General features: G+C 64.4%; 14 protein-coding genes. 7 read left to right on the top strand and 7 right to left on the bottom strand.

All coding sequences use genetic code 11. The features are described 5' to 3' along the window. Positions 1 to 54: 54 nt before the first annotated feature. Together GDR53_RS11480 and pyk are read left to right on the top strand one after the other, a co-directional pair. The gene (locus GDR53_RS11480) at positions 55 to 600 is read left to right on the top strand and encodes a DUF1036 domain-containing protein (RefSeq protein WP_232846609.1); all 546 of its coding nucleotides are present in this window, start codon (positions 55 to 57) and stop codon (positions 598 to 600) included. Then, positions 597 to 2,036 (top strand): pyruvate kinase, encoded by a 1,440-nt coding sequence (gene pyk, locus GDR53_RS11475; protein ID WP_193334632.1) that lies wholly within the window; start codon positions 597 to 599, stop codon positions 2,034 to 2,036. Before GDR53_RS11480 ends, pyk begins: the two co-directional genes overlap by 4 nt. A gap of 54 nt (positions 2,037 to 2,090) precedes the next feature. Here the strand turns inward: pyk and GDR53_RS11470 are convergent, their stop codons facing one another. After that, complete coding sequence (locus tag GDR53_RS11470) at positions 2,091 to 3,983, bottom strand: bifunctional sugar phosphate isomerase/epimerase/4-hydroxyphenylpyruvate dioxygenase family protein (RefSeq protein WP_193334631.1); 1,893 nt, start codon at positions 3,981 to 3,983, stop codon at positions 2,091 to 2,093. 163 nt (positions 3,984 to 4,146) lie between these two features. Next, positions 4,147 to 4,833, bottom strand: a complete 687-nt coding sequence (locus GDR53_RS11465; protein ID WP_193334630.1) for a TetR/AcrR family transcriptional regulator — start codon at positions 4,831 to 4,833, stop codon at positions 4,147 to 4,149. A 149-nt stretch (positions 4,834 to 4,982) separates the two neighbouring features. On the opposite strand from GDR53_RS11465, the gene GDR53_RS11460 reads away from it, so the two are divergent. Beyond that, positions 4,983 to 5,900, top strand: coding sequence for a shikimate dehydrogenase (locus tag GDR53_RS11460; protein WP_232846608.1), 918 nt, complete (start codon positions 4,983 to 4,985; stop codon positions 5,898 to 5,900). Here the strand turns inward: GDR53_RS11460 and GDR53_RS11455 are convergent. Continuing rightward, positions 5,897 to 6,586: a GntR family transcriptional regulator gene (locus GDR53_RS11455; RefSeq protein WP_193338060.1), complete on the bottom strand. Its 690-nt coding sequence runs from the start codon at positions 6,584 to 6,586 to the stop codon at positions 5,897 to 5,899. The genes GDR53_RS11460 and GDR53_RS11455 overlap by 4 nt on opposite strands. Positions 6,587 to 6,811: 225 nt before the next feature. On the opposite strand from GDR53_RS11455, the gene dctP reads away from it, so the two are divergent. From dctP to GDR53_RS11435, 4 genes are all read left to right on the top strand, one after another. Further along, the gene (gene dctP, locus GDR53_RS11450; protein ID WP_193334629.1) at positions 6,812 to 7,792 is read left to right on the top strand and encodes a TRAP transporter substrate-binding protein DctP; all 981 of its coding nucleotides are present in this window, start codon (positions 6,812 to 6,814) and stop codon (positions 7,790 to 7,792) included. Between the two features lie 73 nt (positions 7,793 to 7,865). After that, a complete protein-coding gene (locus GDR53_RS11445) occupies positions 7,866 to 8,381 on the top strand; it encodes a TRAP transporter small permease (protein WP_193334628.1) in 516 nt (171 codons plus the stop codon). Further along, positions 8,378 to 9,679, top strand: coding sequence for a TRAP transporter large permease (locus GDR53_RS11440; protein ID WP_193334627.1), 1,302 nt, complete (start codon positions 8,378 to 8,380; stop codon positions 9,677 to 9,679). The genes GDR53_RS11445 and GDR53_RS11440 overlap by 4 nt, the downstream gene beginning before the upstream one ends. Before the next feature lie 16 nt (positions 9,680 to 9,695). After that, on the top strand, positions 9,696 to 10,130 hold the full coding sequence (locus GDR53_RS11435; protein ID WP_193334626.1) for a type II 3-dehydroquinate dehydratase: 435 nt from the start codon (positions 9,696 to 9,698) through the stop codon (positions 10,128 to 10,130). A gap of 8 nt (positions 10,131 to 10,138) precedes the next feature. On the opposite strand, the gene GDR53_RS11430 is transcribed toward GDR53_RS11435, so the two are convergent. From GDR53_RS11430 to GDR53_RS11415, 4 genes are read right to left on the bottom strand one after another with little or no spacing between them, the layout of a single operon-like run. Beyond that, complete coding sequence (locus GDR53_RS11430) at positions 10,139 to 10,837, bottom strand: FadR/GntR family transcriptional regulator (RefSeq protein ID WP_193334625.1); 699 nt, start codon at positions 10,835 to 10,837, stop codon at positions 10,139 to 10,141. 2 nt (positions 10,838 to 10,839) lie between these two features. Then, a complete protein-coding gene (locus GDR53_RS11425; RefSeq protein WP_193334624.1) occupies positions 10,840 to 11,877 on the bottom strand; it encodes a four-carbon acid sugar kinase family protein in 1,038 nt (345 codons plus the stop codon). Then, complete coding sequence (locus GDR53_RS11420; protein WP_193334623.1) at positions 11,874 to 13,487, bottom strand: ABC transporter ATP-binding protein; 1,614 nt, start codon at positions 13,485 to 13,487, stop codon at positions 11,874 to 11,876. Before GDR53_RS11420 ends, GDR53_RS11425 begins: the two co-directional genes overlap by 4 nt. After that, a complete protein-coding gene (locus GDR53_RS11415) occupies positions 13,480 to 14,337 on the bottom strand; it encodes an ABC transporter permease (protein ID WP_232846811.1) in 858 nt (285 codons plus the stop codon). Before GDR53_RS11415 ends, GDR53_RS11420 begins: the two co-directional genes overlap by 8 nt. Positions 14,338 to 14,357: the final 20 nt, after the last annotated feature.

Genomic DNA, 14,357 nt, shown 5'->3' with positions numbered 1-14,357 from the left:
GCATTACCATGGGCTCAAAGAAGGCACGTTTTCCCGATGATTTCCGGCTCGCTTTTGCAAACCATCCGTCTCGGCACGACCCTGATCGGCGCAGTTCTGGCCAGCCTGGCGTTCTTTGCCACGCCGGCGAGAGCCGACCTGCGCATCTGCAACGAAACCGCCAATCTGGTCTCGGTAGCGCTTGGCTATCGCGCCGAGCGCGGCTGGATGAGCGAAGGCTGGTGGCAGGCGCCCCCCGGCGATTGCCGCGTGCTCTACCAGGGCGATCTGCAGCGTCGTTTTTATTACATCTTCGCAGCCGATGATGTGGCAGGCGGCGCCTGGGACGGCGCGGTGTTCATGTGTACGCGTGACGAAACCTTCACTATATTCGGGGTTGAGGATTGCTTGGCCCGCGGCTATGAGCGCACCGGTTTCTTTGAAATCGATACCCAGAACCGTTCCGACTGGACGCTGCAGCTCAGCGAGAATGGTGCCGACCCGGCAATCGTCGGTCCGGACGGAAGCGAAGAACTCGAAGACCCCACTTTCCTTGTCGATCCCGCCGATGTGGATGCACCGCAGGACGACATAACGACGCAAGAAACGGACACGCAATGAGACGCATGAGACGCGCAAAGATCGTCGCCACTCTCGGGCCAGCCAGCCACGAGGAAAAGATGATCGAGGAACTGGCCAAGGCCGGCGCGGACGTGTTCCGCATCAATATGAGCCATGCCAGCCACGACGTGCTGCGCACCACGGTCGAGCGCATTCGCAATGTCGAAAAGCGCCTCAACCACCCGCTCGGCATCCTGGTCGATCTGCAGGGTCCAAAGCTGCGCGTGTGGAAGTTCATCGGCGGCTCGGTGGAGCTGGTCGCCGGCCAGAAGTTCACCCTCGACAGCAACAATGACGACCAGGGCAATGCCGAGCGCGTCTACCTGCCTCATCCCGAAATCATCGAAAGCGTCTCGGTCGGCGATCGCCTGCTGCTCGACGACGGCAAGCTCTCGCTCAAGGCCACCAAGGTCGGCAATGGCGCCATCGAGACCGAAGTGGTCTATGGCGGCAAGCTCAGCGACAAGAAGGGCGTCTCCCTGCCCGACACGCTGCTGCCCACCGGCGCACTGACCGAGAAGGACCACGCCGATCTGCTCGCCGGCCTCGCTGCCGATGCCGACTGGATTGCCCTCTCCTTCGTCCAGCGCCCCGAAGACATCATCGACGTGCGCAAGATCGTCCAGGGGCGCGCCGGCGTCATGGCCAAGATTGAAAAGCCCCAGGCCATCGAACGTCTCGAAGAGATCATCAAGCTCTCCGACGCCATCATGGTCGCCCGTGGTGATCTGGGTGTCGAACTGCCGCTCGAGCAGGTCCCCGGCCTGCAGAAACGCATGATCCGCATGGCCCGCCGCTATGGCAAGCCGGTGGTCGTGGCCACCCAGATGCTTGAATCCATGATCACCGCGCCGGTCCCGACCCGCGCCGAAGTCTCGGACGTCTCGATCGCCGTGTTTGAAGGCGCCGACGCCATCATGCTCTCGGCCGAGTCGGCTTCGGGCGCCTATCCCGTCGAAGCCGTCGCCACCATGAACAAGGTCGCCGTGGCCGTCGAGGGCGATGCCAACTATCGCGGCATCATCCGCGCTGCCCAGACCGAGCCGGAGGCTACCGCCGCCGACGCCATCTCGGCCGCCACTCGCCAGGTCGCCGAAACTCTCGATCTGGCCGCCATCGTCACCTATACCGCCTCGGGCTCGACCGGCATCCGAGCCGCCCGCGAGCGTCCCAGCAAGCCCATCATCGTGCTCTCGCCCAACCAGCGCACCATCCGCCGCATGTCGGTGGTCTGGGGCGTCCATTGCGTGCAGACCGAAGACGCGGTGAGTCTCGAAGACATGGTCGATCGCGCCTGCGTCATCGCCTATCAGGAGGGCTTTGCCCGCCCCGGCGACCGCATCGCCATCACCGCCGGCATTCCCCTGGGCACGCCGGGCGCCACCAATATGCTGCGTATCGCCTTCGTCCGCCAGGACGGCGCCGGCTCCAGCTGACGCTCGGCAATCTCTATATCGCAATAGGAAGGGGCCCGTTCACGCGGGCCCTTTTCATTTGCGCGGCATGCTCGCATTGGGCAATTCGCGTTTCTGCGCCGCAATCCGGAACGGCGCATTGATGGCGCCATAGCCGCGATAGCCTGGCGAGCGCTGCACGATTTCGAAGAAGAAGCCTTCGCCGATATTGGTCGAATAGAGCTGGAAGAATTCGCCATTTGCATCGCGATCATAGAGCACGTTGGCGCGTTTGAGCGCGTCCACCGTCTCCTGCGGCAGGCCCAGCCGGGCCTGCAGATCATCGTAATAATTGGGCGAGATCTCCAGCGTCTTCATGCCATTGGCGCGCAGGGCCGCGGCCGTGGCCAGGATGTCATCGCTGGCAAAGGCCAGGTGCTGGATGCTTGAGCCGAAGGTTTCGGCGATGAAGCGCCCGGCCAGCGTGCGGTGGCTTTCGGCGCCGTTGAGGGTAAGGCGCAGCGTGCCCGCCGCATTTTCGATGACCTGGCTGCGGATCAGACCGGACGGATCGACGACATCGACCATCGGACTCTTCTCTGCCACGAAGATCGAGCGGTAGAACAGGATCCAGGTCAGCATTTCCTCATAGTTCATGGTCTGCGCCACATGGTCCACGCGTTTGAGGCCCGCATCTCTCCCGGCCAGCGGATCATCGACGGCGTCGAACTCGATGTCCCACACCCGACCCAGCGGGCTCCTCTCGTCGAGGAAATAGATGACGCCGCCGCCAATGCCGCGGATGGCCGGAATGCTCAGTTGATCAGGCCCAACGCGCTGGCTGAACAGCTGGGCGCCCATGGCCTGGGCACGCGCAACGGTCGCCGCCGCGTCCTCGACCTGCAGGCCCAGCGCATAGGCCGAAGTGCCATGCGTGAGATAGGCGGCATGGGCAATGCCCTCGCGCTCGGTATTGACGACGATGTTGATGCCGCCCTGGCTGAAGCGCTCGACAGCCTTGCTGCGATGTCTACCGGTCAGGCGGAAACCGAGCTGGCGCAGATGCCCCGCAAGCGCCGTTGCTTCCGCCTCGTCGGCCGCAAATTCGACAAAGGCGACGCCCTGCACTTCCACCCGGGGCGGCAGCACCGGTACCTCGATGGCAATATCGGGCTCGGCCTGGCGCACCTGGTCCATTAGATAGACCAGCGAGCGATGTCCATCGGCCGCGATGGCGCGGGGCGAGCCGCTGCGGAACTGGTCGTTGAAGATTTCCAGCGATACCGGACCATTATAGCCGGTTGCCGCTACCGCCCGCATGAAGTCGGTCACCGGCAGGTCGCCTTCCCCCGGCATATTGCGGAAGTGACGGCTCCAATAGAGCAGGTCCATGTCGATCCGCGGCGCGTCGGCGAGCTGCACGATGAAAATCTTGTCGCCCGGAATCCCGCGGATGGAATCGGGGTCGATGTCCCGCGACAGCGTGTGGAAACTGTCCAGGATCAGCCCGACACTGGCATGGTCGGCCCGCCGCACGATTTCCCAGGCGTCGCGATGGTCATTGACATGCCTTCCCCAGGCCAGCGCCTCATAGCCGATCCGCAATCCCCGTTTTGCGGCCCGTTCGCCCAGCGCCCGCAGATCGGCCGCGGCCCGGTCGATGCCACCCAGCGCCAGCGGCGAGACATTGGAGCACACCAGGATCAGCTCGGTCCCCAGCTCGCCCATCAGGTCGAACTTGCGCTCGGCCCGTTCGAAGGCCTGCCCGCGCTGCGGCTCGGGCAGGCCCTCAAAATCGCGGAACGGCTGGAACAGGGTGATGGTGAGACCCAGATCGGCGACCCGGGCGGCAACGTCGCGGGGCGACTGGTCATAGGCGAGGAAATCGGTCTCGAAGATCTCGACCCCGTCAAAGCCCGCCGCGGCGATGGCCTCGAGTTTCTCCGGCAGATCGCCGCTGATCGACACTGTGGCAATCGAGGTTTTCAAGGTCGCGCTCCCTTTTCCCGGGAGAGTACGAACTAGTTAGTACATTTGCAAGAAGCGTCCACCCACCTAGTGACAACCCGCCAGGATCGCCGATTTCGGGCACAAGAAGCCAGGTTCTCGGCGTTCCCAGCGCCGCACGGGCAGGCCCACAAATGGCCTTCGACTACAGTTCCGCCAGTTTTTCGGCGCGAACGACGAAGCGCAGCACCATCTCCACCGTCTGCCGGCGCAGCGATTCCTGATAGGCGGGGCTGCCGACATCCTTGCCGAATATCTTGGAAAAGGTCGCGCGATTGGAGACGTTGAAAAAGCACAGGGCGCTGATCTGCCAGTGGATTTCCAGCGGATCCAGCCCGGGGCGAAACACCACTTCGGCCAAGCCCTTGGCATAGATGGCCTCGATATGGCCGATGGCGGTGACATTGAGGTCGGCGATGACGTCCGAGCGGGCCAGGAATTCGGCATGGTGGATATTCTCGATCATCACCATGCGGATGAACTCTTCATGCTGGTGATGGTGGTCGAAGGTAAATTCAACCAGCCGCCGCAGCGCGTCGAGCGGCGGCAGGCCGTCGATATCGAGCTTGGCCTCGCCATCGCGGACCTGGCGATAGGCATTCTCGAGGGCGCTGACATACAGGCCCTCCTTGTTGCCGAAATAATAGTAGATCATCCGCTTGGACGACCGCGTCTTGGCGGCGATCTCGTCGATGCGGGCGCCCGACAGGCCATTGAGCGCAAATTCCTGCGCCGCGACCTCGATGATGTTCTGCCGCGTCCCTTCCGGATCCTGTACGCGCGTCGCCCCGTCGCGGGCCTTGGATCGGGATGATGAAACCGGAATGTTCATTCGGTCGGAGCCTTCCTCGGCGGCAATTGACTAAACTAACCAGTTCGTACATTTTGCCCAAATCGTCTGTCAGCCATTTATCGGGTGCAGCGTGCCAAACACAAGTCCGCCACTGCGTATCGCGCAACAGGGCGGCAGGGAGACGGGACTTGCATATTGCCAGCACGCCGCGGGAATCGCCGCTGTTCAGCGCCATTCTGCAGGGCCGTCTGCCGCGCCCGGGCGCCAAAACGGTGGGGCTGCTTGGCCGGGGCATTGCCGCTTCGCTCTCCCCGCTGATGCACGAGCGCGAGGGCGAACGCCTGGGGCTCGACTACCACTATCACCTGATCGACTTCGACCGACTGGATCTCGACGATGCCGCCCTGCCGGCAATCCTGGCCGAGGCACGCGCGCTCGGCTTTTCCGGCCTGAACGTCACCTACCCGTTCAAGCAGGCAATGCTGCCGCTGCTCGACGATCTGGCGCCCGATGCCGCAGCCATCGGCGCGGTCAATACCGTGGTGCTGGGCGCCCGCACCATTGGCCACAATACCGATTGCTGGGGCTTTGGCGAAAGCTTCCGCCAGGGCCTGCCCGGCGTTCCGCTCGGTCAGGTTCTCCAGCTCGGCTCGGGTGGCGCGGGTGCCGCCGTCGCCTGGGCCCTGCTGCAGGCGGGCGTCGAGCGGCTGGCCATTTATGACACCGACCCTGGCCGGGCCCACGCGCTGGCAGCGCGCCTGCGTGACCGGCTCGGCGCCGAGGCCGAGGCTATCGATGACGTGACAGCCGCCGCAGCGATTGCCGACGGCATCGTCAATACAACCCCGGTGGGCATGACCAAGATGCCGGGCCTGCCCCTGGCAGCCGACCGCATCGAGGCCCGCCACTGGGTCGCCGACGTGGTCTACTTCCCGCTCGAAACCGAACTGATGGCGCTTTCGCGCGACAAGGGCTGTCGCGTCCTGCCCGGTGGCGGCATGGCGGTCTACCAGGCGGTACGCGCCTTCGAGCTCTTCGCCGGCATCAAGCCGCAAGCCGATGCCATGGCCGACACGTTCCGCACGGCTATCGCGGCCGGCTTCTAGATCCGGCCCGAACCGAGCACATGCTCGACGCCGGCCCTGATATGGCTGGTCAGCTTGATCACGCAGGGCTCGATGTCGCGCGCCATTGCCAGGTCGAACAGCGCCCGGTGATCGTCCATCACGGCGGCGCCGCGAAATGTGGCGGCCAGCAGGTGATAGCGGATGAACCTGTCGAACACCGACGCGTGCAGATCGAGCAGCGTCTGCGAACCACAGGCCGAGATGAGCGCATTGTGGAAGGCGAAGTCATAGTGCACCCATTGCAGCGTGCGACCCATATCGCCCTTGAGCAATTGCGTTTCCACCACCGAGAGCTTGTGCCGGGCCGCGACCACTCTGCCCTCCCAATCGAGGTCACCCGCGCTTAGCGACAGGCGCAGCGCGTGGCTCTCCAGCAAAAGTCGCAAATCAGCCACTTCCCGCAGATTGGCCGGGGTCGCCGCAGCGACCTCGAAGCCGCGTTGCCCTTCCGCCACCACCAGGCTTTCGCTGGCCAGCCGGTTGAGGATTTCGCGCAGCGTGCTGACGCTGGTGCCGTACTGCGCCTTGAGCTGTTCGAGCTTGAGCTTTCTTGTCGGCGGCAGGATGCCGGCGATGATGTCGCCCCGGATGCGCTTGAACGCGACCGCCGCCACGCCGTCTTCGCCGTCCTGCCGTTGTTCCTGCACCACCGTCTCCACATCCATCTTCGTTGCGGTCAAGGCATCGACCGCTCCATCCATAATATCATATAAAAATAGAAATACATGACGAAACTGCTTTACGCAGTTATGTTGCCAGCAGGGCATAACGAGGCATTGACTTGAACGAACTGTTTCGTACATTGTGCGTCAGGACGGAAAACGGCGGCTTCAAGCCGCGCGTCCGGAGATGATGCCCGCCTGCGGCGGGTAACAATTGGGAGGATGAAAATGCGTTTTGGATTCACGCGCCGTGCGGTGCTGCTTGGCAGCCTGCTCCTGGCAGCAGCCGTGCCGACCCTGGCACAGGACAAGCCTGTGCTGCGATTCTCCGCTGTATTCTCGGAGCAGGATATCCGCGCCGAGATGATGGGCCTGTTTGCCGGCCAGATCACGGACGGCTTTACGCTCGAGCCCTATTACGGCGGCAACCTGTTCAAGCAGGGCACCGAACTGGTCGCCCTGCAGCGCGGCAATCTGGAAATGGGCAATATTGCGCCCCAGGATATCTCCAACCAGATCCCGGCCTGGTCGGTGCTGACCTCGGCCTATCTGTTCCGCGACGCCGCCCATCTGCGCACCTTCTTTGACAGCGATGTCGGCACCGAATTCAAGCAGATGGCCGAAGAACAGCTGGGCATCCACATTCTGGGGCCAACCTATTTCGGCGCCCGTCAGGTGGGCCTGCGCATCGACAAGGAAATCAAGACCCCGGCCGACATGGCTGGTATCAAGCTGCGCATGCCCGGTGGCGACGCCTGGCAGTTCCTCGGCGAAGCGCTGGGCGCCAACCCGACGCCGATGGCCTATGCCGAGGTCTATACGGGCCTCCAGACCGGCGCCATTGATGGCCAGGACAATCCCCTGCCCAACGTCGAGAACATGAAGTTCTACGAAGTGATGCAGCAGATCGTGCTGACCTCCCATCTGGTGGGTTATGACCTCTTGGTCATCGCCAAGCCGTCCTGGGATGCCATGACGCCTGAGCAGCAGCAGAGCGTCCAGGCAGCAGCCACCGCCGCCATCGACTTCAGCCAGCAGGCCCATCTCGACCGCGAAGCCGAACTGCTGACCCAGTTCGAGTCAGCCGGCCTCAAGATCTACGAACCCGATCTGGAAGCCTTCCGCAGCACCGCCCAGCAGAAATATCTCGACTCCGATCTGGCCAAGGATTGGCCGGAAGGCGTGGTTGATCGCATCAACGCGCTCTAGACCTGTCCCGGATCGTGGTGGCGCCCGAATGGGCGCCACCACCCTGGCCAAACCTCTGCTGCGGAGACTGCTGATGATACGACTGGCCGGCCTCGGCGCGTGGTTGCATGCGCGTGCTGAAAACATCCTCGCCGCCATGCTTGCCGTGATGTTTGCCGTGTTCATCCTGCAGATCGTGTTCCGCTATGTGCTGAACCTGCCCATCGGCTGGACCCATGAAATCAGCGTCGTGCTCTGGGTCTGGCTGGTGCTGTTCGGCACCGCCTTCGTCGTCCGCGACCACGAGGAAATCCGCTTCGATCTGATCTATGGCACCGCCAGCAACCGTGTCTTCCGCGTCATGGTGGTGTTGACCGCCATCATCGTCATCGGGCTGTTCGCCATCTCGCTGCCGGCGGTCGTCGACTACGTGACCTTCATGAAGGTGCAGTCCACCGCCTATCTCGATATCCGGTTCGACTACCTCTACGCCATCTACCCGATCTTTGCCGTGGCCGTCATTGTCCGCCAGTTCTGGGCCGGATGCCGCGCCATCTGGGGCGAGCAGGCGCGTGAAGTCGATCCCACCAAAGTGAGTTCGGGCGTATGACCCTGTCGCTAGCCTTCAATGCCGCGCTGATCACCATCATCGTGACTGCCGTGCTGGGCCTGCCCATGGGGCTGTCCATGATCTGCGGCTCGATCCTTTATCTGCTGATCCGCGGCCAGGACATGGGCATCGTCGCCGAGCAGCTGCTCAACGGCATGTATTCCAACTACATCATGCTGGCCGTGCCACTGTTCATCCTTGCCGCCGAGATCATGAATTCCGGCTCGCTGTCGGAACGGCTGCTGAAATGGTGCGACGCCATTGTCGGCCGGTTCCGCGGCGGCCTGGCCCAGGTCAATGTACTGCAATCCATCGTCTTTGCCGGTATGTCCGGCTCGGCCGTCGCCGATGCGGCCGGCAGCGGCAAGATGATGCAATTCATGATGACCAAGGACGGCAAGTATACCCCGAGCTACGCGGCCGCGCTGACGGCGGTGACCGCGGTGATCGGCCCGATCATTCCCCCGTCCATTCCCATGGTGCTCTATGCCCTGATCTCGGACGCCTCGATCGGCTACCTGTTTCTCGCCGGCATCATTCCCGGCCTGCTGATGGCCGGCGCCATGATGGTGCTCATCGCAATCACTGCCCGGCTCAAGAATTTTCCCGTTGAACCGCCAACCCCGCTGCGTGAACTGCCGCGCATGACCTGGCACGCTTTGCCGGTCCTGCTGATGCCGGCCGTGCTGATGTTCGGCATCTATGGCGGCATCACCACCCCGACCGAAGCCGCCGCCATCGCCGCCTTCTATGCGCTGATCGTGTCCGTCGTTATCTACCGCAGCGTCAGCGCCCGCGAATTCTACGCCTCGCTGCTGACCAGCGCCAAGACCACCGCCTCGATCGGCATGCTGATCGCCGGGGCCCTGGTGTTCAACTATGTGGTGACCGTCGAGAACATCCCGCGCAGCCTCAGCACCATGCTGATCGCCTGGGACCTCGACCCGATCACCTTCCTGATAGCCGTCAACATCCTGCTGATCGTGCTCGGCTGCCTGCTTGAAGGCACCACCATCCTCCTCGTCATCGTGCCCATCTTCATCCCCACCGCGCAGGCGCTCGGCATCGACATGGTGCATTTCGGCGTCGTGGTGGTGGTCAATATCATGCTCGGCCTCATCACCCCGCCCTTCGGCCTGCTGCTGTTCATCATGACCCGCATATCGGGGGCCTCGATGCGCGAGCTGGTCACTGACGTCTTCCCTTTCCTCCTCGCGCTGATCGGAGCGCTGCTGCTGTTCACCTTTGTGCCCGAGACCGTGCTCTGGCTCCCCCGCACCTTCGGCTATGGCGGCTAGGCCCATGAAAGCGACAATGAAACCGATCTATGTGCTCAACGGCCCCAATCTCAACCGCCTGGGCAAGCGCGAACCCACCATCTATGGCACCACGACGCTGGCCGAGGTCGAAGAGCTCTGCCGGTCCACCGCCGGCGACACGCCCATCGTCTTCCACCAGACCAATAGCGAGGAAAAGCTGGTCGAGCTGGTGCATGAGGCCATCGACGAGGGCGCCGGGATCATCATCAACCCCGCCGCCTTCACCTTCACCTCGCTGGCGCTGCTCGATGCGCTCAAGATGTTCGAGGGTCCGGTGATCGAGTTCCACATCTCCAACATCCACAAGCGCGAGCCGATCTACCACCGCTCTTATGTCTCCATGCGCGCCGATGCGGTCATGGCGGGCCTGGGTGCCAGGGGCTACGCCACCGCTATGCGGTCCATGCTGGAAATGATCGCGGCGCGCTGACGGGCGGTTTAGCGCTTGGGTTCAAACAGGCGATCGCGCGAGCCTGAGAGATGCGCCTTCATCCGCTGGCGCGCCGCCTCGGCATCGCCGGCCGCAATGGCCTCGAACACCGCCGTATGCTCGACAAACACATGCTGCAGCCCGTCGCTGGTGCTGCGCAGCGACAGGCCATGAAACCGCATGCCCACGGCAATATGATCTTCCAGCGCCTGCATTGCCGTGGCGAAATAGGGATTGGCCGAGGCCTGGGCAATGCTCAGGTGAAACATGAAATCGGCATCGGCCCGGTGCGCCTGCCTATTGGTGGCGTCGCGCAGCAGGCTCAGCGCCGTCTTGATCTTCTGCAGGGCCTCCGGCGAGCGACGCGTGGCCGCCATGGCGGCCCCCTCCGGCTCGATGGTGAGGCGGAAATCGTAGCAATGCTGCAGGTCGGACAGGTTTTCCATCTGCCCGAAGCCGAGCGGCTCGCGCAGCCCCTGTTCGCGCACGAAGCTGCCGGCGCCACGGCGCGAATAGATCAGCCCTTGGTCGCGCAGCCGCTGCAGCGCATCGCGCACCACCGGCCGGGACACCTGGAATTCGGCGGCCATGGCATGCTCGGTCGGCAGGCGTTCGTCCACGCCATAGGCACCAGACTTGATGGCCCGCTGGATGCGGTCGAACACCGCGTCAGAAAGGCTGCGCCTTACATTGAGAATTTCCGACATGTCTATCCGTCGCTCTCCAGGCCCGGCCCACCAAGATGGCCGAGCAATGTCAGCAAAGTATCGGCATCGCCGAAGCCGCCCGACTTGGTGATTATCGTGAAGCCGCCGGCATGGGCAAGGGGCAGGCCCGGCAGCGCCTCGCCGTCCAGCCGCAGCACCGTGATGCCCAGCGCCCCCAGCACCACCTGCGCGGTCGCCCCGCCCGAGATCACCAGCACTGCACCCCGCGGCGGCTGCAGGCGCTGCAGCCCCTCCCCCAGGCGCTGCGCCACGGTGGCACCATCAGCCCGGGTCTCGCCCGCTGTGGCCTGCAGCACGGTCAGCCGCGCCGTGGACGAGGCCCCCTCAGGCATCTGCCCATCGGGCGCAGCAATATGGGTCAGCCCCGGGCAGGCGTCACGCAGCCGCGCGACCTGCGTCAGGGTAATAGCATCGGTCGAGCCGATGACGCAGTATACCGGCGCCCCAAGCGGCGGCACCAGAGCCACCGCCTCAGGCGCCCACTGCACCGCCAGCGCCTCGGCCAAGCCCCGCGCCCCCACAAGCAGGTCATGCCCGCCCGTTTCCAGCGCCTGCTCGATATCGGCCTGCGTGACGATATCGGGAATGCTGGCCTTGCCGGCATGGCGGCCGAGCCGCGCCGCGATATCGATCGGCTGGTCCACACCGAACCCGCCCAGCCTGCCGTCCCGCACCCAGCGGTCAAAGGCCGGAATGGCGGGAACCACCAGCGCACGGTTGAACGGGATGGCGTCGAGCTCGGCCGCGATATTGCCCTTGAGGCGGGAATCCACCTTCTTGAAGAGCGGCAGACCCGCCGGAAGGTTTTCGAGACATTGCGCCACGGCCCGTCCGGCGTCGTCGGGCGATGCCTCCCGGCTATTGCTCGAGACGCCGACCACATCGGCGCCGCTGGCCAGTGCTGCCACGAGGCCTTCCGGCCCCAGAGCCACCACCGTGGCAATGCCGCGCGCCGCAAAAGGCGCGGCGGCGTCGAGTGCGCCGGTGAGGTCATCGGCGACCACGCCCAGGCGTGTCATGGATGCGCGCCAGCCCGTCGGCGCTGCGCCTGGATATCGGGATCGGGGTCGAGATTGGCTTCCAGCAGGCGCCGCGTATAGTCGTGCTGCGGTGCCTCGAAAATCTGCGCCGTCGGGCCGCGCTCGACGATCTGCCCGGCCTGCATGACGATCACCGTATCAGCAAAGTCGCGCACCACGCCCAGATCATGGGCGATGAACAGGAAGGAAATCCCCAGCCGCGCCCGCAAGCCGTCAAGCAGGGCGATCACCTGCGCCTGGATGGAGACGTCGAGCGCCGAGACGGCCTCGTCGCAGATGATCAGTTCGGGCTCCAGCGCCAGTGCCCGGGCAATGGCGATGCGTTGCCGCTGGCCGCCGGAAAACTGGTGCGGATAGCGCTGCGCCATTTCCGGCGCCAGCCCGACCTGCTCAAGCAGCTCGGCCACCCGCAGCTGTCGCGCCGCCTTGTCGGGCATCAGGCGATGAATGTCCCAGCCCTCCGAGATCAGCTGATAGACCGACATGCGCGGATTGAGCGATTGCGTGGGGTCCTGGAACACCATCTGGATCTGCCGCCGCACGCCGAGCAGGTCGCGCGCGTTAAGGCCCAGAAGGTCCTGGCCCTTCCACAGGGCCTCCCCGCTATCGGCCTGTTCGAGCCGCAGGATGGCCCGCGCCAGCGTTGACTTGCCCGAGCCGCTTTCGCCCACCACGGCCAAGGTCTGCCCGCGATGCAGCACCAGCGACACATCTCTGAGCGCGGTGAATTCGCCATAGGTCTTGGTCAGCTTGCGCGTTTCCAGCAGCACCGGCGCCGCTTCGTCATGCAGCCGGATCTCGCCCTTGCCGGGCGCCGCGCCGATAAGCTGGCGCGTATAGGGGTGCTGGGCGTTGTGATAGACGTCGCGCGGCGTGCCCTGCTCGACGATCTCGCCGCCGCTCATCACCACGACGCGATCGGCGATCTCGGCCACCACGCCCAGGTCATGGGTGATCAGCACCAGGCCCATGCCGGTTTCCGCCTGCAGCTCCTTGAGCAGCGCCAGCACCTCGGCCTGGATGGTCACATCCAGCGCCGTGGTCGGCTCGTCGGCGATCAGGATGTCGGGTTTGAGCATCAGCGCCATGGCGATCATCAGCCGCTGCCGCTGGCCGCCGGAAAACTGGTGCGGATATTTGTGCAGCGCCGCTTCCGCATCGGCAATGCCGACGCGCCTGATCAGTTCGAGCGCCCGCTCCCGCGCCATGTCGGCCGGTCGCCCATGCGCGGTCATCATTTCGATAATCTGCCAGCCCACCGAATAGACCGGATTGAGATGGCTTAGCGGATCCTGGAAGATCATGGCGATCTTCTTGCCGTTGAGGGCACGATGGGTTTCGTAGCTGACCTTGAGCAGGTCCTGGCCTTCGAACAGGATCTCCCCACCCACGATCTGCGCCGGCGGCACGTCGAGAATGTTCATCACCGCCGCGGCAGAGACCGACTTGCCCGAGCCGCTCTCGCCCAGAATGGCCAGCGTCTCGCCCCGATTGATACTCCACGAGACATTCTTGACCGCATGCACGGTGCCGCGCGCGGTGTGGAAATCCACCGACAGGTTGCGCACGTCGAGCAGGGCTTCATTCATCGGTCGTGCTCCGGGCTTCCAGCCGCCAGCGCTGGGCGGGGTCGAGGGCAATGCGCATCCAGTTGCTCAACAGGTTGAGCGCCAGCGTGGTGATGACGATGCAGACGCCCGGCCACAGCGCCAGCCACCAGGCGGTGGTCAGGTAGGGTCGGCCCTGGCTGACCATCAGGCCCCAGGTAATGTCGGGCGGCTGGATGCCGATACCGAGGAAGGACAGCGAGCTCTCGGCCAGCATGACGAAGGCAAAGTCGAGCGTGGCAATGGTCACCAGCGTCGGCGCCACCACCGGCAGCACATGCCGCAGGATGATGCGGCCATGCGAGGCGCCCATCACCACGGCGGCCTGCACGAACATGCGCTCGCGCACTTCGAGCACTTCGGCCCGCGTCGTGCGCAGGTAGATCGGAATGCGGGTAATGGCCAGCACCAGGATCATGTTGGGGATCGAGGGCCCCATAACATAGAGCACCACCACTGCCAGCAGCAGCGAGGGAAACGACATGATCACATCGGCCAGGCGCATGATCGCCTGGCTGACATTCTTGCCCAGATAGCCGGCAATCAGCCCCAGCGTCGCGCCGACCAGCAGCGCCACGGCAACCGCACCGGCCGCCACCATCATGGTGCTGCGCGCCGCCACGATCAGCCGCGCCAGCATGGGCCGGCCCAGCGAGTCGCCGCCCAGGATGAAGGCCCAGCCGCGCGACAGGTCAAAGGGCGGGCTGTTGCGGCCGCGCAGGTTCTGGCTGGTCGCCAGATCACCCAGCAGGGTTGGCCCCAGCAGCGCGCAGAGCACGATCAGGATCAGCACCAGCGCCGAGACAAAGGCCAGCTTGTCCCGCCACAGCATGGACAGCAGCACGGACAGGC

The sequence above is a fragment of the Devosia beringensis genome (assembly GCF_014926585.1).
Lineage (GTDB): Bacteria > Pseudomonadota > Alphaproteobacteria > Rhizobiales > Devosiaceae > Devosia > Devosia beringensis.
Note: the sequence above shows the minus strand (reverse complement) of the source record. Positions and strands in the feature narration are given on the sequence as shown.

What these genes read in the sequence shown, in the direction of transcription:
- pyk (WP_193334632.1), top strand. Translation starts at nt 597, where the DNA reads ATGAGACGCATGAGACGCGCAAAGATCGTCGCCACTCTCGGGCCAGCC.
- GDR53_RS11465 (WP_193334630.1), bottom strand. Translation starts at nt 4,833, where the DNA reads ATGAACATTCCGGTTTCATCATCCCGATCCAAGGCCCGCGACGGGGCG.
- GDR53_RS11455 (WP_193338060.1), bottom strand. Translation starts at nt 6,586, where the DNA reads ATGGATGTGGAGACGGTGGTGCAGGAACAACGGCAGGACGGCGAAGAC.
- dctP (WP_193334629.1), top strand. Translation starts at nt 6,812, where the DNA reads ATGCGTTTTGGATTCACGCGCCGTGCGGTGCTGCTTGGCAGCCTGCTC.
- GDR53_RS11445 (WP_193334628.1), top strand. Translation starts at nt 7,866, where the DNA reads ATGATACGACTGGCCGGCCTCGGCGCGTGGTTGCATGCGCGTGCTGAA.
- GDR53_RS11440 (WP_193334627.1), top strand. Translation starts at nt 8,378, where the DNA reads ATGACCCTGTCGCTAGCCTTCAATGCCGCGCTGATCACCATCATCGTG.
- GDR53_RS11435 (WP_193334626.1), top strand. Translation starts at nt 9,696, where the DNA reads ATGAAACCGATCTATGTGCTCAACGGCCCCAATCTCAACCGCCTGGGC.
- GDR53_RS11430 (WP_193334625.1), bottom strand. Translation starts at nt 10,837, where the DNA reads ATGTCGGAAATTCTCAATGTAAGGCGCAGCCTTTCTGACGCGGTGTTC.
- GDR53_RS11425 (WP_193334624.1), bottom strand. Translation starts at nt 11,877, where the DNA reads ATGACACGCCTGGGCGTGGTCGCCGATGACCTCACCGGCGCACTCGAC.
- GDR53_RS11420 (WP_193334623.1), bottom strand. Translation starts at nt 13,487, where the DNA reads ATGAATGAAGCCCTGCTCGACGTGCGCAACCTGTCGGTGGATTTCCAC.
- GDR53_RS11415 (WP_232846811.1), bottom strand. Translation starts at nt 14,337, where the DNA reads ATGCTGTGGCGGGACAAGCTGGCCTTTGTCTCGGCGCTGGTGCTGATC.